General features: G+C 64.6%; 21 protein-coding genes. 18 read left to right on the top strand and 3 right to left on the bottom strand.

Annotated elements, in window-relative coordinates:
• The first annotated feature begins 7 nt into the window (after window positions 1-7).
• The 12 genes from nuoH to I6F37_RS01190 all read left to right on the top strand — a co-directional run bounded on the left by nuoH (window position 8) and on the right by I6F37_RS01190 (window position 11,222).
• Window positions 8-1,075 (top strand): NADH-quinone oxidoreductase subunit NuoH, encoded by a 1,068-nt coding sequence (nuoH, locus tag I6F37_RS01245; RefSeq protein ID WP_085969087.1) that lies wholly within the window; start codon window positions 8-10, stop codon window positions 1,073-1,075.
• Between the two features lie 14 nt (window positions 1,076-1,089).
• Window positions 1,090-1,578, top strand: coding sequence for an NADH-quinone oxidoreductase subunit NuoI (gene nuoI, locus I6F37_RS01240; RefSeq protein WP_027550624.1), 489 nt, complete (start codon window positions 1,090-1,092; stop codon window positions 1,576-1,578).
• Window positions 1,579-1,587: 9 nt separating this feature from the next.
• A complete protein-coding gene (locus I6F37_RS01235; protein WP_036010173.1) occupies window positions 1,588-2,226 on the top strand; it encodes an NADH-quinone oxidoreductase subunit J in 639 nt (212 codons plus the stop codon).
• Window positions 2,223-2,531 carry an NADH-quinone oxidoreductase subunit NuoK gene (gene nuoK, locus I6F37_RS01230; protein ID WP_036010170.1) on the top strand — a complete coding sequence of 103 codons (309 nt, stop codon included), beginning with the start codon at window positions 2,223-2,225 and terminating at the stop codon, window positions 2,529-2,531. Before I6F37_RS01235 ends, nuoK begins: the two co-directional genes overlap by 4 nt.
• A gap of 61 nt (window positions 2,532-2,592) precedes the next feature.
• Window positions 2,593-4,692, top strand: coding sequence for an NADH-quinone oxidoreductase subunit L (nuoL, locus tag I6F37_RS01225; protein WP_057029439.1), 2,100 nt, complete (start codon window positions 2,593-2,595; stop codon window positions 4,690-4,692).
• Entirely contained in the window at window positions 4,693-6,201 is a 1,509-nt protein-coding gene (locus I6F37_RS01220) for an NADH-quinone oxidoreductase subunit M (RefSeq protein ID WP_225143295.1), read from the top strand.
• Between the two features lie 22 nt (window positions 6,202-6,223).
• Window positions 6,224-7,660: an NADH-quinone oxidoreductase subunit NuoN gene (gene nuoN, locus I6F37_RS01215; RefSeq protein ID WP_225143297.1), complete on the top strand. Its 1,437-nt coding sequence runs from the start codon at window positions 6,224-6,226 to the stop codon at window positions 7,658-7,660.
• A gap of 1 nt (window position 7,661) precedes the next feature.
• A complete protein-coding gene (locus I6F37_RS01210; RefSeq protein ID WP_128265624.1) occupies window positions 7,662-8,468 on the top strand; it encodes a biotin--[acetyl-CoA-carboxylase] ligase in 807 nt (268 codons plus the stop codon).
• Window positions 8,468-10,138 (top strand): ribonuclease J, encoded by a 1,671-nt coding sequence (locus tag I6F37_RS01205; protein ID WP_225150069.1) that lies wholly within the window; start codon window positions 8,468-8,470, stop codon window positions 10,136-10,138. Before I6F37_RS01210 ends, I6F37_RS01205 begins: the two co-directional genes overlap by 1 nt.
• A gap of 10 nt (window positions 10,139-10,148) precedes the next feature.
• Window positions 10,149-10,553: a methylmalonyl-CoA epimerase gene (gene mce, locus I6F37_RS01200; RefSeq protein WP_157283560.1), complete on the top strand. Its 405-nt coding sequence runs from the start codon at window positions 10,149-10,151 to the stop codon at window positions 10,551-10,553.
• Between the two features lie 9 nt (window positions 10,554-10,562).
• Entirely contained in the window at window positions 10,563-10,838 is a 276-nt protein-coding gene (locus tag I6F37_RS01195; RefSeq protein WP_025036606.1) for a DUF1467 family protein, read from the top strand.
• 30 nt (window positions 10,839-10,868) lie between these two features.
• Window positions 10,869-11,222 carry a hypothetical protein gene (locus I6F37_RS01190; RefSeq protein ID WP_036010150.1) on the top strand — a complete coding sequence of 118 codons (354 nt, stop codon included), beginning with the start codon at window positions 10,869-10,871 and terminating at the stop codon, window positions 11,220-11,222.
• On the opposite strand, the gene I6F37_RS01185 is transcribed toward I6F37_RS01190, so the two are convergent.
• Together I6F37_RS01185 and I6F37_RS01180 are read right to left on the bottom strand one after the other, a co-directional pair.
• Window positions 11,223-11,486: a GlsB/YeaQ/YmgE family stress response membrane protein gene (locus I6F37_RS01185; RefSeq protein ID WP_024341246.1), complete on the bottom strand. Its 264-nt coding sequence runs from the start codon at window positions 11,484-11,486 to the stop codon at window positions 11,223-11,225.
• 31 nt (window positions 11,487-11,517) lie between these two features.
• A complete protein-coding gene (locus I6F37_RS01180; RefSeq protein WP_225150068.1) occupies window positions 11,518-11,967 on the bottom strand; it encodes a YidB family protein in 450 nt (149 codons plus the stop codon).
• Window positions 11,968-12,197: 230 nt separating this feature from the next.
• On the opposite strand from I6F37_RS01180, the gene mtnK reads away from it, so the two are divergent.
• Window positions 12,198-13,487 (top strand): S-methyl-5-thioribose kinase, encoded by a 1,290-nt coding sequence (mtnK, locus tag I6F37_RS01175; protein WP_225150067.1) that lies wholly within the window; start codon window positions 12,198-12,200, stop codon window positions 13,485-13,487.
• A gap of 64 nt (window positions 13,488-13,551) precedes the next feature.
• Here the strand turns inward: mtnK and I6F37_RS01170 are convergent, their stop codons facing one another.
• The gene (locus tag I6F37_RS01170; protein WP_225150066.1) at window positions 13,552-14,436 is read right to left on the bottom strand and encodes a hypothetical protein; all 885 of its coding nucleotides are present in this window, start codon (window positions 14,434-14,436) and stop codon (window positions 13,552-13,554) included.
• 224 nt (window positions 14,437-14,660) lie between these two features.
• Here I6F37_RS01170 and I6F37_RS01165 point away from each other — a divergent pair, with 224 nt between their 5' ends.
• From I6F37_RS01165 to I6F37_RS01145, 5 genes are read left to right on the top strand one after another with little or no spacing between them, the layout of a single operon-like run.
• Window positions 14,661-16,247: an ABC transporter substrate-binding protein gene (locus I6F37_RS01165; protein WP_225150578.1), complete on the top strand. Its 1,587-nt coding sequence runs from the start codon at window positions 14,661-14,663 to the stop codon at window positions 16,245-16,247.
• Between the two features lie 54 nt (window positions 16,248-16,301).
• Window positions 16,302-17,225, top strand: coding sequence for an ABC transporter permease (locus tag I6F37_RS01160; protein WP_225150065.1), 924 nt, complete (start codon window positions 16,302-16,304; stop codon window positions 17,223-17,225).
• Window positions 17,222-18,043, top strand: coding sequence for an ABC transporter permease (locus I6F37_RS01155; RefSeq protein ID WP_036010134.1), 822 nt, complete (start codon window positions 17,222-17,224; stop codon window positions 18,041-18,043). The genes I6F37_RS01160 and I6F37_RS01155 overlap by 4 nt, the downstream gene beginning before the upstream one ends.
• Window positions 18,040-19,020, top strand: coding sequence for an ABC transporter ATP-binding protein (locus I6F37_RS01150; protein ID WP_036010131.1), 981 nt, complete (start codon window positions 18,040-18,042; stop codon window positions 19,018-19,020). Before I6F37_RS01155 ends, I6F37_RS01150 begins: the two co-directional genes overlap by 4 nt.
• Window positions 19,013-20,035, top strand: a complete 1,023-nt coding sequence (locus I6F37_RS01145) for an ABC transporter ATP-binding protein (protein ID WP_225150064.1) — start codon at window positions 19,013-19,015, stop codon at window positions 20,033-20,035. The genes I6F37_RS01150 and I6F37_RS01145 overlap by 8 nt, the downstream gene beginning before the upstream one ends.
• The last annotated feature ends 91 nt before the right edge of the window (window positions 20,036-20,126 follow it).

The raw sequence follows: 20,126 nt of genomic DNA, 5'->3' as shown, positions 1-20,126 counted from the left end.
TGATCTGATGGAATTCTTCGAAAGCGCATTCTGGACCGGGTTCCTCTGGCCGCTGATCATCATGGTCGCGCAGAGTGTCCTCGTGCTCGTCGTCCTGCTGGTCGCGATCGCCTACATCCTGCTCGCCGACCGCAAGATCTGGGCGGCGGTGCAGATCCGCCGCGGCCCGAACGTCGTCGGCCCGTGGGGCCTGCTGCAATCCTTCGCCGACCTGTTGAAGTTCGTGCTGAAGGAGCCGATCATCCCGGCCGGCGCCAACAAGGGCGTGTTTCTTCTTGCTCCCTTGGTCTCATGCGTGCTCGCGCTCGCGGCCTGGGCGGTGATCCCGACCAATCTCGGCTGGGTGATCGCCGACATCAATGTCGGCGTCCTCTTCATCTTCGCGATCTCGTCGCTGTCGATCTACGGCATCATCATGGCCGGCTGGTCGTCGAACTCGAAGTATCCGTTCCTCGCCGCGCTGCGCTCGGCCGCGCAGATGGTGTCCTACGAAGTCTCGATCGGCTTCGTCATCATCACCGTGCTGCTCTGCGCCGGCACGCTGAACCTGACGGCGGTGGTCGAGGCCCAGCACGCGCGCGGTCTCGCCAGCCTGATCGGGCTGCCGCAGCTGACGATCCTGAATTGGTACGTCTGGCCGTTGTTCCCGATGTTCGTGGTGTTCTACGTCTCGGCGCTGGCGGAAACCAACCGTCCGCCCTTCGACCTCGTCGAAGCCGAATCCGAGCTCGTCGCCGGCTTCATGGTCGAGTACGGCTCGACGCCGTACCTCTTGTTCATGCTCGGCGAGTATGTCGCAATCGTCACGATGTGCGCGCTGGCGACGATCCTGTTCCTCGGAGGCTGGCTGCCGCCGGTGGACCTGCCGCCCTTCAACTGGGTACCGGGGATCATCTGGTTCTCGCTGAAACTGTTCTTCATGTTCTTCCTGTTCGCGATGGCGAAGGCGATCGTGCCGCGCTACCGCTACGATCAATTGATGCGCCTCGGCTGGAAGGTGTTCCTGCCGCTGTCGCTGGCGATGGTGATCGTGGTGGCCGGCGTGCTGCATTTCGCCGGCATCGCGCCGAAGTGAGGGCCGTCATGGGTATCAACGTCAACGCCACTGCACGCTCGCTTCTGCTGTCGGAATTCGTCTCGGCGTTCTTCCTCGCCATGCGTTATTTCTTTCAGCCGAAGCCGACGCTGAACTATCCGTTCGAGAAGGGCCCGATCTCGCCCCGCTTCCGCGGCGAGCACGCGCTGCGCCGCTATCCGAACGGCGAAGAGCGCTGCATTGCCTGCAAGCTGTGCGAGGCGGTCTGCCCGGCGCAGGCCATCACCATCGAGGCCGGCCCGCGCCGCAACGACGGCACCCGCCGCACCGTGCGCTACGACATCGACATGGTGAAGTGCATCTATTGCGGCCTCTGCCAGGAAGCCTGTCCGGTCGATGCCATCGTCGAGGGCCCGAACTTCGAGTTCGCGACCGAGACCCGCGAGGAGCTCTATTATGACAAGGCCAAGCTGCTCGCCAACGGCGACCGCTGGGAACGCGAGATCGCCAAGGCGATCGAGCTCGACGCGCCGTACCGGTGAGGTGAGGGCATGATCCTTCCCGCACTGTTCTTTTATCTCTTCGCCGGCGTCTGCGTCGCCTCGGCCGTGATGGTGATTGTCTCGCGCAATCCCGTGCACTCCGTGCTGTACCTGATCCTGGCCTTCGTCAACGCCTCCGGCCTGTTCGTGCTGATGGGCGCCGAGTTCCTCGGCATGATGCTGATCGTCGTCTATGTCGGCGCGGTCGCGGTGCTGTTCCTGTTCGTGATCATGATGCTCGATGTCGACTTCCTCGAGCTGCGCGAGGGCTTCATCGAGTACCTGCCGGTCGGCCTCGTGATCGGCGGCATCTTCATGTTCGAGTTGCTGCTCACCGTCGGCTTCTGGGTCATCAATCCCGGCGTCTCCAAGACGATCACGGCAGCGATCCCGGCCAACGTCAGCAACACCGAGGCGCTCGGTCTCGTGCTCTATACGAAGTACATCCACTACTTCCAGCTCTCGGGCATGGTGCTCCTGGTCGCCATGATCGGCGCCATCGTGCTGACGCTGCGCCACAAGGAGAAGGTCAAGCGGCAGGACATCAACGTTCAGAACGCGCGCACGCCCGACATCGCGATGGCGGTGCGCAAGGTGGCGCCGGGGCAGGGGCTCTCGGACGCGGATGCGGCGGAGTGGGTGAAATGACGATCGGGCTCGGACACTATCTGGCGGTCGGCGCGATCCTGTTCACGCTCGGCATCCTCGGCATCTTCCTGAACCGCAAGAACATCATCGTCATCCTGATGTCGATCGAGCTGATCCTGCTTTCGGTCAACATCAACCTCGTGGCGTTCTCGAGCTTCCTCGGCGACATCGTCGGCCAGGTCTTCGCGCTGCTGGTGCTGACGGTCGCGGCTGCCGAAGCTGCGATCGGTCTCGCCATCCTGGTGGTCTATTTCCGCAACCGCGGCTCGATCGCGGTTGAGGACGTCAATCTGATGAAGGGCTGAGCGCATGATCCGGAAAAGTGGACGCCGGTTTTCCGATCAGATCATGCGGAAAGAGTAAGTCATGGTTCAGGCAATTGTCTTTCTGCCTCTGCTGGGCGCCATTCTGGCTGGCCTGATCGCGCTGTTCGGCGCGCATGCCCGCAACCCCTCGGGCGACGAGCTCGAGCATCACGGCGACCACGGCCATGGCGCGCATGCCCATGCGTCCGACAAGATCAACGAGGATGCCTCCGTCATCCACGAGAGCCATCACGACGACGCTCACGACGATCACGGCCATGGCCCGACCGAGCCGCCGGCGGCGGGCTCGCGCGCAGCCGAGCTGATCACCACCGGGCTGCTGTTCGTCTCGGCGGCCTTGTCCTGGATGACGCTGGTCGACGTCGGCTTCATGCATCACGACTACAGGATCCAGCTGCTGCCCTGGATCTTCTCCGGCGATCTCCAAGTCTGGTGGACGCTGCGCGTCGATACGCTCACCGCCGTAATGCTGGTGGTGGTGACGACCGTGTCCTCGCTCGTGCACCTCTATTCCATCGGCTACATGGACGAGGACCCGAACCGGCCGCGCTTCTTCGGGTATCTCTCGCTGTTCACCTTCGCCATGCTGATGCTGGTGACGGCCGACAATTTGGTGCAGCTGTTCTTCGGCTGGGAAGGCGTGGGTCTCGCCAGCTATCTGCTGATCGGCTTCTGGTACCAGAAGCCCTCGGCCAACGCTGCCGCCATCAAGGCCTTCGTGGTCAACCGCGTCGGCGACTTCGGCTTCGCGCTCGGTATCTTCGCGGTCTTCATGCTGGTCGGCTCGACCGATTTCGAGACCATCTTCCACGCCGCGCCCGGCCTCACTGGCAAGACCATCAACTTCCTCGGTTGGCACGCCGACGCGCTGACCCTGACCTGTCTGCTGCTGTTCATGGGTGCGATGGGCAAGTCCGCCCAGTTCCTGCTGCACACCTGGTTGCCGGACGCGATGGAAGGCCCGACCCCGGTGTCGGCGCTGATCCACGCCGCGACCATGGTCACCGCCGGCGTCTTCATGGTGGCGCGCCTGTCGCCGCTGTTCGAGCTCGCCCCGAATGCCCAGGCCGTCGTGATGTTCTTCGGCGCGACCACGGCGTTCTTCGCCGCGACCATCGGCCTCGTCCAGAACGACATCAAGCGCATCGTCGCCTACTCGACCTGTTCGCAGCTCGGCTACATGTTCGTGGCGATGGGGGCGGGGGCCTATTCGGTCGGCATGTTCCACCTGTTCACCCACGCCTTCTTCAAGGCGCTGCTGTTCCTAGGCTCCGGCTCGGTGATCTACGCGATGCACCACGAGCAGGACATCCGCAACATGGGCGGCCTCTGGAAGAAGATTCCCTACACCTATGCCGTGATGGTGGTCGGCACGTTGGCGCTGACCGGCTTCCCGCTCACCGCCGGCTACTTCTCAAAGGACGCGATCATCGAGTCCGCCTACGCCTCGCACAATCCGTTCGCGGTGTACGGCTTCCTGATGACGATCATCGCCGCTGGCCTGACCTCGTTCTACTCCTGGCGCCTGATCTTCAAGACCTTCCACGGCGAGCCGCATGACGAGCATCATTACGAGGCCGCGCATGAGGCTCCGCTCTGGATCCTGATCCCGATCGGCGTGCTCGCGGTCGGCTCGTTCGTCGCGGGCCTGCCGTTCAAGGAGCTGTTCGCCGGTCACGGGGTCGAGGAGTTCTTCCGCGAGTCCGTGAAGATGAACCCGCACATCATCGAGGAGATGCACCACATCCCTCAGACCATCGCCTTCCTGCCGACGGTGATGATGGTGCTGGGCTTCCTCGTCTCCTACCTGTTCTACATCCGCCGGCCCTACCTGCCGGTCGAGCTCGCGAACACACAGCCGATGCTGTACCAGTTCCTGCTCAACAAATGGTACTTTGACGAGCTCTACGACTTCATCTTCGTCCGCCCGGCGAAGTGGATCGGCTACCAGCTCTGGAAGAAGGGCGACGGCTTCATCATCGACGGCTTCGGCCCCGACGGCGTCTCGGCCCGCGTGCTGGATGTCACCCGCAACGTCGTCAAGATCCAGACCGGCTATCTCTATCACTATGCATTCGCCATGCTGATCGGCGCCGCCGGCCTGATCACCTGGTTCATGTTCGGCTTTGGAGGCCAGTAAATGACAACCTGGCCCATTCTTTCGGTCACGACGTTCCTGCCCCTGGTCGGCGCGCTGATCGTCTATCTGAGCCGCGGTGACGACGAGGCGGCGCGGCGCAATTCGCGCTGGATCGCGCTCTGGACCACGCTGATCACCTTCGCGGTGTCGGTGATCCTGGTCATGCGCTTTGACCCCAGCAACCCCGACTTCCAGTTCGTCGAGAAGGCGAACTGGCTCGCCACCGGCATCACCTACCACATGGGAGTCGACGGCATCTCGCTGCCGCTCGTGATCCTCACCACCGCCGTGATGCCGTTCTGCATCATCGCGAGCTGGAAGGCGATCACCAACCGCGTCCGCGAATACATGATGGCATTCCTGATCCTGGAAACGCTGATGATCGGCACCTTCTCGGCGCTCGATCTCGTGCTGTTCTATTTGTTCTTCGAGGGCGGCCTGATCCCGATGTTCCTGATCATCGGCGTCTGGGGCGGTCCGCGCCGGGTCTATGCCTCGTTCAAGTTCTTCCTCTACACGCTGCTCGGCTCGGTCCTGATGCTGCTCGCCATCATGGCGCTGTATTGGAACGGCGGCACCACCGACATTCCGACTCTGATGCACACCGCCGTGCCGCGGAACCTGCAGACCTGGGCGTGGCTGGCGTTCTTCGCCTCCTTCGCGGTGAAGATGCCGATGTGGCCGGTGCACACCTGGCTCCCCGACGCGCACGTGGAGGCACCGACCGCGGGCTCTGTGGTCCTGGCCGCGATCCTCCTGAAGATGGGCGGCTACGGCTTCCTGCGCTTCTCGCTGCCGATGTTCCCGCTGGCCTCGCACGACTTCGCGCCGCTGGTGTTCACGCTCTCGGCCATCGCCATCATCTACACCTCGCTGGTGGCGCTGATGCAGGAGGACATGAAGAAGCTGATCGCGTACTCCTCGGTCGCGCATATGGGCTTCGTCACCATGGGCATCTTCGCCGGCACCATGCAGGGCGTCGCCGGCGGCGTGTTCCAGATGATCTCGCACGGCATCGTCTCCGGCGCGCTGTTCCTCTGCGTCGGCGTCGTCTACGACCGCCTGCACACCCGCGAGATCGCGGCCTATGGCGGCCTCGTCAACCGGATGCCGCTCTATGCGATGACCTTCATGGTGTTCACCATGGCCAATGTCGGTCTGCCCGGCACGAGCGGCTTCGTCGGCGAGTTCATGACGCTGCTCGGCACCTTCAAGGTCTCGATCCCGACCGCGTTCTTCGCCAGCTTCGGCGTGATCCTCTCGGCGGCCTACGCACTATGGCTCTATCGCAAGGTCGTGTTCGGAGCGCTGGTCAAGCCGCAGCTGGCGAGCATGAAGGATCTCACCTTGCGGGAGTGCGTCATTCTATTCCCGATGATCGCGCTGACGATCCTGTTCGGCGTCTATCCGAAGCCGGTGCTCGACATGTCGGCCGCTTCGGTCCAGCAACTCGTCAACAATTACAATACCGCCGTGACGGCCGTGAAGGCCGCCGCACTGCTCCAGTGATCGGGCAGGTCAGGATATCGCCATGAGCTTTTCGACTGCAGGTTATCAACTGGCGCCGGTGCTGCCCGAGCTCGTGCTCGCGGTCGGCGCGATGGCGCTTCTGATGCTCGGCGCCTATCGCGGGCAGGAGACGACCAAAACCGTCACCTCTCTGGCGGTGGTGCTTCTGATCGTGGTCGGTGCGCTCGTGTACATGCAGCCCGCGGGCAAACAGGTGACGTTCGGTGGCAGCTTTATCGTCGACGACTTCGCCCGCTTCATGAAGATCCTGGCCCTGATCGGCTCGGCCGTGACGCTGATCCTGTCGACCGAGTTCCTGTCCGACCCCTCGCGCCGGATTTTCGAATACGCCATCCTCGTGCTGCTCTCGACGCTCGGCATGATGGTGCTGATCTCGGCCGGCGACCTGATCTCGCTCTATCTCGGCCTCGAATTGATGTCGCTGGCGCTCTACGTCGTGGCGGCCTCGAACCGCGACAATGCCAAGTCGACCGAAGCCGGCCTGAAGTACTTCGTGCTCGGCGCGCTGTCCTCGGGCATGCTGCTGTACGGGGCGTCGCTGGTCTATGGTTTTACCGGCACCGTCAACTTCACCGGGATCGCCGCGGCCGCGACGGTTTCGAATGTCGGCCTCGTGTTCGGCCTCGTCTTCCTGCTCGTCGGCCTCTGCTTCAAGGTCTCGGCCGTGCCGTTCCACATGTGGACGCCTGACGTCTACGAGGGCGCGCCGACCCCGGTCACCGCCTTCTTCGCGTCGGCGCCGAAGGTCGCCGCGCTCGCCGTCTTCACCCGCGTGACGCTCACCGCATTCCCCGGCATCGTCTCGCAATGGCAGCAGATCCTGGTGTTCGTGTCGATCGCCTCGATGGCGCTGGGCTCCTTCGCCGCGATCGGCCAGAGCAACATCAAGCGCCTGATGGCCTATTCCTCGATCGGCCACATGGGCTTCGCGCTGGTCGGCCTTGCCTCCGGCACGGTGGAAGGCGCGCAGGGCGTGTTGATGTACATCGTGATCTATGTCGCGATGACGCTGGGCTCGTTCTCCATCATTCTCGCCATGAAGCGCAACGGCCAGGCCGTGGAGCAGATCAGCGATTTCGCCGGCCTGTCGCGCACCAATCCGCTGCTCGCCTTCATGTTCGCGATGCTGCTGTTCTCGCTCGCCGGCATTCCGCCGCTCGCCGGCTTCTTCGCCAAATGGTACGTCTTCGTCGCCGCCATCAAGGCGAACCTGTTCACGCTCGCCGTCATCGGCGTGCTGACCAGCGTGGTCGGCGCCTACTATTATCTCGCCATCGTCAAGACGATGTATTTCGACGAGCCAGCCGGCCGGGTCGATCCGGTCCGCATCGAAGTGCGGACGGTGCTGGCGGTCGCTGGCCTATTCAACCTGCTGTTTGCGCTGTTCGCGGGGCCCGTGGTGAGCGTCGCCTCCGCCGCGGCAAAGTCGTTGTTCTAGGATGGTCTTCGCGCTCGGTCCTCGCGCATCGGCTGCGGGCTACAGGCTCGCGGCGTTCGAACGGACCGGCTCGACCAATACCGAGGCGATCGAACACGCCAGGGCCGGCGAGCGCGGCCCGATGTGGTTCGTCACGTCCGAGCAGACCGCCGGCCGCGGCCGGCGCCAGCGCGCCTGGATCGCGCCGCGCGGCAATCTCGCCGCCAGCATCCTCGAAGTCATGGACGTCGCCCCCGCCGTCGCCGCCACGCTCGGCTTTGCCGCAGGGCTGGCCGAGGAGGCGGCACTGGAGAAGGTGAGCCTCGAGGCCGCGCTCCGTCTCGGCGAAGGCCGGCCCCGCTACGCGCTGAAATGGCCGAATGACGTGCTCGCCAGCGGCAAGAAGCTGGTCGGCATTGGCCTTGAGGCCGAGGCCGTCGGTGGCGGCCTTGCCGTCGTGGTCGGCATCGGGACCAATGTGGTCGCCGCGCCCGAGGGCACCCCGACGCCCGCGGTGTCGCTGGCCGCCCTCGGCGTCCAGATCAGCGCCGAGGAGCTATTCATGGCGCTGTCGGATGCCTGGGTCGAGTTCCGCGGCATCTGGGACAATGGCCGCGGCTTTGCCGAGATCCGCAGGCTCTGGCTAGAGCGCGCCGCCGGCCTCGGCGAAAAGGTTGCCATCCACACGGGAACCATGACGCTGGAAGGTGTTTTTGACACGATCGACGACACCGGCTGCCTGATCGTCCGCACCGCGGAGGGCCGCCTCGTTCCGGTGGCGGCCGGCGAGGTGTTCTTCGGGCCCGTCGCCTCGGTGGGAGCAGCGTGATGGCAAGGCCGGACGAATTGGTGTTTGCGCCGCTCGGCGGCGTCGGCGAGATCGGCATGAACCTGTCGATCTACGGCCTCGGCAACCGTCACCAGCGCGCCTGGCTTGCGGTCGATCTCGGCGTCTCCTTCGGCGATGAGGAGCATCTGCCCGGCATCGACCTGATCATGCCCGACATCTCCTTCCTGGAGAAGGAGCGCAAGAACCTGATGGGCCTCGTGCTGACCCACGCCCATGAGGATCATTTCGGCGCCATCATCGACCTCTGGCCGAAGCTGAAATGCCCGATCTACGCCACCAGGTTCAGCGCCGCGCTGTTCGAGGCCAAATGCGCCGCCGAGCGCAACGCGCCCGAGATTCCGGTCACCGTGGTGCCTTCAGGCGGCCGTGTCGATATCGGTCCGTTCAACGTCGAGTTCATTCCGGTCGCGCATTCCATTCCGGAAGCGCATGCGCTGGCGATCCACACCGACGCCGGCATCGTGCTGCACACCGGCGACTGGAAGATCGACCCGACCCCGACGCTTGGAGCCGGGACCGACGAGAAGCGGCTGCGCGAATTGGGCGAGCAGGGCGTGCTCGCCTTGATCGGCGATTCCACCAATGCCGTGCGCGACGGCCGTTCGCCCTCCGAGGCCGAGGTCGCCCGAACCATCATCGACCTCGTCAAATCCGCCAAGGGCCGTGTCGCGGTGACGACGTTCGCCTCCAACGTCGCCCGCGTCAAAGCAGTGGCTGACGCCGCGAGGGCCGCGGACCGCGAGGTCGTCGTGGTCGGCCGGGCCATGGAGCGCGTGGTGCAGGTTGCACGCGAGACCGGCTATCTCGAGGGCGTGCAGAACTTCCGCTCGCCCGAGGTCTATGGCCACCTGCCGCAGGACAAGGTGCTGGCGTTGTGCACGGGCAGCCAGGGCGAGCCGCGCGCCGCGCTGGCCCGCATCGCCAATGACGACCATCCTGAAATCACGCTGAACCGCGGCGATAGCGTCATCTTCTCCTCGCGCACCATTCCCGGCAACGAAAAGGCGGTCGGCTCGATCATCAACAATCTGGTGCTGCAGGGCGTCGAGGTCATCACCGACCGCGATGCGCTGGTCCACGTCTCCGGCCATCCCCGCCGCGACGAGCTGCGCGATATGATCTCCTGGGTGAAGCCGCAGATCCTGATCCCGGTCCACGGCGAGGCCCTGCACCTGCATGAGCACGCCAAGCTCGCCCGCGCTGCCGGCGTGCCGCGCGTGCTGGTCTGCCGCAACGGTGACCTCGTCAAGCTCGGCCCCGGCGATCCCGGCATCGTCGGCGAGGTGCCGTCGGGACGTCTGTACAAGGACGGCACGATCCTGGAAGACTCCAAGTCCCGTGCCGTCGTGGAGCGGCGCCGCATGGGCTTTTCCGGCTGCGCCTTCGTCGCCATCGCGATGACCGCGCAGGGTGAGCTCGCCGGTGATCCCGAGCTCGATTTGGTCGGCATCCCCGAGAAGAACAGGGCCGGCGAGGCCTTCGACGACGTCGTCTTCGATGCCGTGATGTCGACCATCGAAGGCTTGCCGAGGGCGCGCCGGCGCGATCCGGACGCCTTGGCCGAGTCGGTGCGACGCGCTGTCCGGGCCGTGATCAACGAACATTGGGGCAAAAAGCCCCCCTGTCTGGTACATGTACTGACGGTATAGGGAGGGGAACATGTTGGGCCGGCTCAACCATGTCGCGATCGCGACCAGGGACGCGGTCAAGGCCGCGAAGATCTACGGTGCAGCCTTTGGCGCCCAGATTTCCGAGGCCGTGCCGCTGCCGGAGCACGGCGTCACCACCGTGTTCGCGACCCTGCCCAACACCAAGATCGAGTTCATCGAGCCGCTCGGCGAGGCCTCGCCGATCGCGAAGTTCATCGAGCGCAATCCCGACGGCGGCATCCATCACGTCTGCTACGAGGTCGTCGACATCATCGCCTCGCGCGACACGCTGGTGAAGGAGGGCGCGAGGGTGCTCGGCGACGGCGTGCCGAAGATCGGCGCCCACGGCAAGCCGGTGCTGTTCCTGCACCCCAAGGATTTTTCCGGCGCCCTCGTCGAGATCGAGCAGGCATAGGGCCGCGTCATGGCCATCCAGATTTCAACCTGGCTCGCGATCTATTTCGTGCTCTGGTGGGTCATGCTGTTCGTGACGCTGCCGTTCGGCGTGCGCAGCCAGCACGAGGACGGTGTTGGCGCGCCCGGCACCGATCCCGGTGCTCCCATCCTCACCCGCATGGGGCACAAGCTGATCTGGACCACGATCATCTCGGCAATCGTGTTCGGCATTGGCCTTGCGGCCTATCATGCCGGCTATCTCTCGATCGAGCGCCTGTCGAAGATGATGGGAATGCCGTTTTAAGTTTTGATTGGCGTTGTTATGGGGTCAAAAATGACATTTCAGCGTATCGTCATTGCGCTTCTGGTGCTGATCGTCGCAGGGCTCGGTGCCATCGGCTATTTCGAATGGCGAATGGCGGCGCAGGTGCGCACCCTGAAGGCGTTCGTCGAGGGCTATGTCTTCAACGAGGCTGTGCTGGCCTGCGAACAGGCCAAGAGTTCGACGCCGTTCAAATGGAACGGCGGCAAGAGCACCTCGGTGATCGGCCTGAACTCGGTCAAGACGGACAAATACACGGTCAGCGCCAGCTACACGCTGGTCGCGGACAGCGTCTATTGCGACTACGATCCGATCAAGAGAAAGGCCGACATCGGCTCCAGCTTCCTGGAGCGGGAGACTTTCTAGCTAGATCGCGCGGCGCTGCCGGCCGGCGAAGAGACCGTAAACGAACAGCACGATGATCGCGCCGACCACGGCACCGATCAGGCCCGCACCCTCGCCAGGGCGATACCAGCCCAGCGCTTGCCCAAGATACGAAGCGACGAAGGCGCCGACGATGCCGAGGATGGTCGTCAGGATGAACCCTGAAGGTTCGTTGTCGCCCGGCATGATGAACTTGGCGATCACGCCGGCGAGAAAGCCAATGATGATGGTCCAGAGAATGCTCATGAGTACACCTTTTCGAGTTGAGCCGCTGCTTCTATGCGTCGGGCAGGCGTCCATCCGGCGTGTATTTGTCGATTGCGGAAGGAAGCTCGCGGGTTAGCCGTGAGACGATCTCCTCCTGGGAAAGCCCGGTCTGCTGCGCGAGCTTCTCCAGGACGTCGCTGCCGATGGCTTGCTTGAGCTCCGGCGGGGAGATCTCCTTGTTGGGGCCTGGCTTCACCCATGAATCGGCGATCTCGCCCTGCCCATTCTGGTTGAACCTCTCCAGGAGCTCGCCAATCCCGCCATTGAGCAGGCCCCCGATTCCGCCAGCGCCGAGCATGCCGCCGAGATTGCCGAGCATGCCTCCGAGCGGTTGCTGGCCGCCCGCGGACGAGCCGGCGCCGGCGCCTTTCAGCAGCTCCGCCAGCTTGTCGCGGTTCTGATATCCGGCGATGGCCAGCATCGCCAGCAGGGCAGTCATAGATGGCATTCCGCGGCTCATCGCTCGCTCCTTTTAGAAGGTCAGAAACCCAAAACCGTCTCAGCTTGCTTGGGTTCCTCAATCGACCAATCGGAGCTCGCGACCAAGCGTCCCAGCTTGGCCGCCACCAAAGCACCGGGTGGCAGACAACGTACATTGTGGCTACGATCCGATGAAAAGAATGGCCGGATCGGCTCGAGCTTGCCAGCATCGGGAGTAGCGATCCGGCCCAGACATGGGATGGGATCGCAATGACCGGGGACCGGGCAGGGGACTATCGGATTTTGCACGAGGCGGACTTGCGGGACTATCTCGCGGGCTTGCCTGATATCGCCGCGCTCCTTGGCGGCGAGGCGTCCTCCTGGGCGATCACCGAGGTGGGCGACGGCAACCTCAACCTCGTCTTCATCGTCAAGGGCGCGCGCGGCGGCATCGCCGTGAAGCAGGCGCTGCCTTACGTCCGCCTCGTCGGCGAGAGCTGGCCCCTGCCGCTGTCGCGCGCCCATTACGAATATCTGGCGCTGTCGCGCCAGGCCCAGCTCGCGCCCGGCCTGGTGCCGGCCGTGCTGCATCACAACGAGGCGCTGGCGCTGACGGTGATGGAGCTGCTCGAGCCCCACATCATCATGCGAAAGGGCCTGGTCGCGGCAACGCGCTATCCGCGTTTCGTCGACGATATCACCACCTTCATGGCGCGGACGCTGTTCTTCACCTCAGACCTCGCGCTATCGGCGGCCGAGAAGAAGGAGGCCATCGCGGCCTTTGCCGGTAACCACGCCCTGTGCAAGATCACCGAGGACCTGATCTTCACCGATCCCTACCGCATCGCCGAGCAGAACCGCTGGACCGCGCCCTATCTGGACGGCCTTGCCGCGAGCTTGCGCGAGGATCTGGAGCTGCATGTCGCGGTCTCCCGGCTGAAGCTGAAATTCATGGCGAGCCCGGAAGCGCTGATCCATGGCGACCTCCACACCGGCTCGATCATGGTCACGGACGGCCAGACCCGGGTGATCGACCCGGAATTCGCATTCTATGGTCCGATGGGCTTCGACGTCGGTGCCGTGCTGGCCAATCTCCTGATGGCCTATTTCGCTTCCGCCGGCCACGAGCGCGCGCCGGGCGAACGGGCGGCATTCGAGGCCTGGGTGCTGGCGACGGTCGAGCAGGTCTGGGCCGAGTTTGCCCGAAAGTTCCTCGATCTCTGGCGGGCGGGAGGCACCGGCGATGCCTATCCGGTCTCGCTTTTCGCCGGCGAACAGGGTGCCGCGCGGTTGGAAGCCGAGCGACAAAGCTACATGCAACGCCTGTTCGCCGACACTGTCGGCTTCGCAGCCGCAAAAATCATCCGCCGCATCTTCGGCCTCGCCCACAACATCGATTTCGAACTGATCGAGGACCCGCGCACGCGGGCGGTCAGCGAAGCCCGTGCCGTGCGGCTGGCGAGGGCGATGATGGTGGAGACGGCGTCGTTCCGGACCATCGCGGATGTGACGAATGCCGCGCGAAAACTGCGGGACTGGATGCCGGAATTGTCGGGCTGAACCGGCCTCATGAGGAGCCCGCCCACGCTCCGTGATTGCGAGATGAGAGATCGTCCCCGGAACGTTAGTAAAGCCGCATCGGCAGCAGGACGCCGTCCGCGCCGGCCAGCAAACCCCAGGTCTCGTTGGCCGCGACCTCGAACTCCCGGCTCGCTGCCGCTCCGCCGTCCACCTTGAGGGTGACCTTGTACCTGCCGGGCGGCAGATCGAGCTTCTGGCTGTCCGGCAATTCGCCTGCGGCACCGTCAGAGTTCGCCAGTTCTTCGCCGGCGTGCGCCGCCAGATTGACGGCCTGGTCGGCGACGGTGATCACCGCCGCTTCATCCGTCTTGTTGCCGAGCATCAGCCTCACATGCCCGGGCTTCGGCAGCAGGCCGATGGTCGCCGAGGCGAGCTTGCGCCTCGACAGCTCGGCAATTGTCTTGTCGTCCTGACGTGAGAGCCGGAGCAGGACCGGTCCCTCTCTCGTCAGGAACGTGATCACGGCCCGGTCCGGCTCTTCGACGGCACCTTCTTTCTCCGTCCAGCCACGCTTGCCGAGTGCGTCGCGATAGAAGCCGAGCACAGAAGCGAAATCGCGCGGCGTCTCGGCGTAGATCGACTGGATCTGCGGCGAATCTTTCGCCGTCGCGAGGGCCCAGCCTTCGGGCAGCGGCAGGCCGGTATGCTCGGAGAGCTTGGCTTCGAAACGCGCTCCCGCACCGCGCGCCATCATCCCGACGGGAATGCTGAGCAGTCGTTCGACGAAATTGTGCAGAGTGTCATGGCTCCGGACCGCCCACCAGGTCTGGTCGACATTGTCGTTCGCGCCGGAGGTGCGACTCCAGCCGAACTGGATAGCGTCTGTCACGCTCTCTCCACCCAGGCTGGCCGCGACCGGGCGCGCCAGCACGGCCGTCGCGGCGACCAGACCGGCCGCGAGCAGGGCAGCTAGCGTTCGGCGATTCATTTTTTCGAGATCCCTTGGGGCTCAGATAATGATCCTGAGCTTGGTCGCGTTGATCAGGAAAAATGTTCATCGATCCTGGTCGTCGATGACGCACCGCGTCAATGCCCCGCCGAAAGACTGCCTCAGGAACCGGCATCATTTGCCGTCAAAACGAAGCTTGCTTTCGGCAGGCGACGAATGATCAAATCACTCATCGGAATACGCCTGCGTCGGGGGGACACATGATGTTCAAGACCATCGCGATCGTTGCCGGTTTGGGATTGGCGCTCGCCGCCACAGCCGAGGCGCAGACTCCGCGCAAGGGCGGAACCATCCGCATGACGGCGCCCTACGGCTCGAGCTTCACCAGCCTCGACATTCACACCACGCAGCGCGCCCAGGACGAGATCTACGCCAAGGCCCTGCACCGTTCGCTCTACATCTGGAATTCGGCGGAAGGAAAGCCGGTGCTCGAGCTCGCCAAGGAGGATGTGGTCTCGGGCGGAGGCCTCGTTCACACCTTCAAGCTGCGCGACGACGCCTATTTCCACAGCGGCCGCAAGATGACGGCCGACGACATCATCTGGTCCTACAACCGCATCATGGACGGCAGCAAGGCCTATCCCGGCGCGCGTTACGTCCGTGTCATCGAGGGCGCAGCCGCAGTCGAGAAGGGCCAGGCCAAGGAGATCTCGGGCCTGAAGAAGATCGACGACTTCACCATCGAGATGAAGCTGACCGAGAAGGTTGATCCCGGCTTTTACTTCTTCACCGCGCTGACCTCGATCTATCCCGCCGACGAGGCCGCCAAGGAGAGCTTCATCCAGAAGCCGATCGGTCTCGGTCCGTTCAAGTTCGTCGAGCATGTGCCGGGATCGCGCATCGTCCTGGAGCGCTGGGACCGGTTCTACAAGCCCGGCAAGCCCTATGCCGACAAGATCGTGGTGTCGGTCATGGGCGAAGCCGCGGCGCGCGACGTCGCCTTCCGCAACAAGGAGATCGACACCTCGGTGTTGGGACCTGCGCAGTACGTCGCCTACCAATCCGACGCCGACCTCAAGGGCACCATCGTCGAGGTCGCCGAGGTGTTCACGCGCTACATGGGCATGAATCCCGCGGTCAAGCCGTTCTCCGACAAGCGCGTGAGGCAGGCGATCAATTACGCCATCGATACCGATTTGATCATCAACAAGCTGGTCAAGGGCAAGGCCTACCGCGCCACCAGCTGGCTGCCGCTGACCTCGCCGGCCTACGACAAGGCGATGAAGCCTTACCCCTTCGATCCCGCCAAGGCCAAGCAATTGCTCACCGAGGCCAGCTACGCATCCGGCTTCGAGTTCGAATGGACCACCAGCCAGAATGAAAGCTGGGGTCTGCCGATCGTCTCGGCCGTCATTCCGATGCTGGACAAGGTCGGCATCAAGGCCAAGGTCAAGCAGGTCGAGACCGCGGTGCTGGCGGAGGTGGTTCGCACCGGAGACTATCAGGCCTTCATCTATTCCCAGGCGAGCGGCCCCGATCCTCAGGCCGCGCTCAAATGCTTCCATTCGGCGACGCCGCAGGCGGCCTGTAACTACACGACCTACAAGAATCCCGACTTCGACAAGATCCTCGATGAAGCCGGACAGGCCGACGATCCCACAAAGCGCATCCAGCTGATGCAGAAGGCCAATGCGCTGCTCTACGAGGAGGCGCCGGTCTGGTTCTTCAACTACAACAAGGCGGTCATGGCGGTGCAGCCCTGGCTGAAGGGAATTCAGCTCAACGCGACCGAGCTGACCCACCAGAACGTCGAGGACCTCTGGGTCGACGAGACCTCGCCCGCGAAGTGACACGCGCGCTCCCTCCAGCGCGACCGGCGAGGGAGGGAGCGGGGATAAGTTGAGATGCTCGCGTTCCTGATCCGCCGCGTCCTGCAGACCATTCCGACCGTGCTCGCCGTGGTGCTGTTGGTGTTCGTGCTGTTCAGCGTCGTTCCCGGCAGCATCGTCTCGAGCATGAGCGACGACAGCGATCCGCAGGTCGAGCTGCGCATGAAGAAGCAGCTCGGCCTCGATCAGCCCGTCTATATGCGTTTCGGCGCCTATATCGCTGGGCTCGCGACCGGCGATTTCGGAACCTCGTTCCGGACCCGTGAGCCTGTCACGACCATGATCGCCAAGCGGGCCTGGCCAACGCTGCAGCTGATCTTCGCGTCCATGGCCTTTGCGGTACTGCTCGGCGTGCCGCTCGGCTTCGTCGCAGCCTTGCGGCCGGGCAGTCTCGTCGACACCGTCTCGATGATGCTGGCAGTGTCCGGCCTGTCATTGGCCAAGTTCTGGCTCGGACTGCTCTTGATGTACCTGTTCGCGCTCAAGCTCGGCTGGCTGCCGAGCTTCGGCTACGGTGACGGCAGCCTCAAATACCTGATCCTGCCCGCCGTGACGCTCGGCGTCTCGCCGATGGCGCTGCTGGCGCGGACGACGCGCGCCGCAGTGCTCGAGATCATGACCGCGGATTTCGTCCGCACTGCGCGCTCCAAGGGCATGAGCGAGACCAGGGTCGTCAAGTGGCACGTCATGCGCAACGCGCTCGTCCTCATCCTCACGACCATGGGCCTGCAGTTCGGCGCGCTGATGGGGCAGGCGGTCGTGGTCGAGAAACTATTCTCCTGGCCGGGCATCGGCTCGCTGCTGGTCGACAGCGTGCTCCAGCGCGACATTCCCGCCGTCCAGGGCTCCATCCTCGTCGTGGTGATGTTCTTTCTCGCGATCAATCTGTTGATCGACATGCTCTACGGCGTGATCGATCCCAGGATCAGATACGCATGAAGCTGCGCGCCAATCTCGTCATCGGCGGGTCGTTGTTCGCGCTGGCGATCGTGGTCGGTCTGCTCGCGCCATGGCTGGCGCACACCGATCCCGTCATGGACGCCAACCTCATGAATGCGGAGGAGCCGCCGAGCTGGACCTGGTGGTTCGGCACCGACGCGCAGGGCCGCGACATCTATTCCCGTGTCCTCTACGGCGCGCGCGTCTCGCTGACGGTCGGCATCGTCTCCCAGCTCATCAACAGCGTCATCGGCGTGGCGCTCGGCCTCAGCGCCGGCTATTTCGGCGGCTGGTGGGACGATGTCGTCAACGCCCTGACCAATCTCATGCTCGCGATCCCCTCGCTGATCTTCGCGCTCGCCATCATGGCCGTGCTCGGTCCCGGGCTGACCAGCCTCTTGATCGCGCTCGGGCTGACCAACTGGTCGTTCACTTGCCGCCTGGCACGGGCCTCGGCGCTGTCGCTGCGGAGCCAGGGCTATGTGCAGGCGGCCACCGTGCTCGGCTACGGTGATATCCGCATCATGATCACGCAGCTCCTGCCGAACATGCTGGGGCCGATCGTCGTCATCGGCACGCTGGGCATGGGCAGCGCGGTCCTGTCCGAAGCCGCATTGTCGTTCCTGGGCCTCGGCGTCCGCCCGCCCTTTCCGAGCTGGGGCAGCATGCTGTCGGAAGCGCGCGAGCAGATCACGACGGCGCCGTGGCTTTCGATTTTCCCGGGCCTTGCCATCTTCCTCACCGTGCTCGGCCTCAATCTGCTCGGCGATGGTTTGCGCGACATCCTCGATCCGCAATCGCGGAGCCGGCGCACATGACCGGCGCGCCGCTGCTCGAGGTCGAGGATCTGCGCATTGATCTCGATGACGGATCGAGGCGCGTTGCGGCGGCCGAAGGCATTTCATTCCGCATCGACCGCGGCGAGACCTTCGGCCTCGTGGGCGAATCCGGTTGCGGCAAGAGCATCACGGCGCTCGCTTTGATCGGCCTGCTGCGGCCACCCTTGTCGATCGGCGGCGGCGTCATCCGGTTCCAGGGCCAGGAGATCCAGCACCTGTCCGCCGCCAGGCAACGGCAGCTGCGCGGCAGTCGCATCGCCATGATCTTCCAGGAGCCGATGACGGCGCTGAACCCGGTCTCGCCGGTGGGGCGGCAGATCGCCGAGATGTTCGTGCTGCACAAGGGCAAGAGCTGGCGGGAGGCCAACCAGCTGGCTGTCGAGGCGCTCGCGAGCGTCCGCGTCCCCGCGCCGGAGCGGCGCGTGAAGGACTATCCGCACCAGCTGTCGGGCGGGATGCGCCAGCGCGTGATGATCGCGATTGCGCTGGCCTGCGGTCCGGACCTCTTGATCGCCGACGAGCCGACCACCGCGCTCGACGTCACCGTGCAGGCGGAGATCATCGAGCTGATGCGCAATCTGTGCGCCGAGCGCGGAACGGCGATCCTGATGATCAGCCACGATCTCGGCCTCGTTGCCAATGTCTGCCGCCGCGTCGCCGTCATGTATGCCGGACGCATCGTCGAGGAGCGCGGCTCGGCCGACATCTTCCGAGCGCCCTCACATCCTTATACGCAGGGCCTCGTCGACTCGCTGCCGCGGCTCGGCAGCCGTGCTGCACTCGGCCGCAGCAGGCTGAAGGAGATCGCGGGCGTCGTGCCGGCGATCACGCGCTTCCCCGATGGCTGCCGGTTCAATCCGCGTTGCGCGCAGGCGACGGATATTTGCCGAACCACCGCGCCGCAGACGGATGGGCTGGAGGCGGGCGGTTTCGTCCGGTGTCACCACCATGCATGAGCCAAAGGGGAGAGCGGATGACGATGTGATCCTCAGCGTGGAGGATCTCGCCGTTCACTTTCCGCTCGGCGGCGGCCTGCTGGGCCGCGGCCGTCGGCTGCTCCGCGCCGTCGACGGCGTCGATCTCAGGCTGAAGCGCGGCGAATGCCTCGGCCTCGTCGGCGAGTCCGGCTCGGGCAAGTCGACGGTCGCATTGTCCATTCTGGGCCTGCTGACGCCGACGCGCGGCCGCATCGTGCTGGATGGGCAGGTCGTCACCAACCGGCACTCCGGTGACCGGAAGGCGCTCGCCCGCATCGTGCAGATCGTGTTTCAGGATCCCTACGCCTCGCTCAATCCGCGCCAGACCGTTCGCCGCACGCTCGAGGATCCTCTGCGCGTGCACGGGGTGACCGCGAAAAGCGAGATCGAGGACCGCCTCGCGACGATGCTGGGGCATGTCGGCCTGCGCCCCGAGCAGGCCGACCGCTATCCGCATGAGTTCTCCGGCGGCCAGCGCCAGCGCATAGGGATCGCCCGCGCCCTGATCCTCAACCCGAAGATCGTCATCTGCGACGAGCCGGTCTCGGCGCTCGACGTCTCGATCCGGGCCCAGATCATCAATCTGCTGCTGGAATTGAAGGACACGCTCGGCCTGTCCTACATCATGATCAGCCACGACCTCGGCGTTGTCGAGCACATGAGCGACCGCGTCGCGGTGATGTATCTCGGCCGCATCGTCGAGAACGGCGACTGGCGCGAGATCTTCGAACGCCCGGCGCACCCCTACACGCAGGCCCTGATCGCGGCCATCCCCGATCCGCTGCGCCATGCCCCGCTGGCGACCACAGGCGGCGACCTGCCCAATCCGCTCAACCCGCCGAACGGCTGCGCCTTCAGCCCGCGATGTCGGCACGCGGAGGCGGTGTGCCGGAGCGAGCCGGGACCAACGCTGGAAACGCGGGCCGATGGGCACGCGGTGCGGTGCTGGCGGAGTGAGGAGATTGCGGAGCGGATGGCCTTGACCCCAACCTGAAACGTGGAGGCGGAAATTTGTCGTCGGTCACAATCCCGCGCTCAAGAATTCGAGGAATGTGAGAGGGGACGCCGCCAGCATCGCTCCCACG

This window comes from Bradyrhizobium sp. NBAIM08, from assembly GCF_020193935.1.
Classification (GTDB): Bacteria; Pseudomonadota; Alphaproteobacteria; order Rhizobiales; family Xanthobacteraceae; genus Bradyrhizobium; species Bradyrhizobium yuanmingense.
Note: the sequence above shows the minus strand (reverse complement) of the source record. Positions and strands in the feature narration are given on the sequence as shown.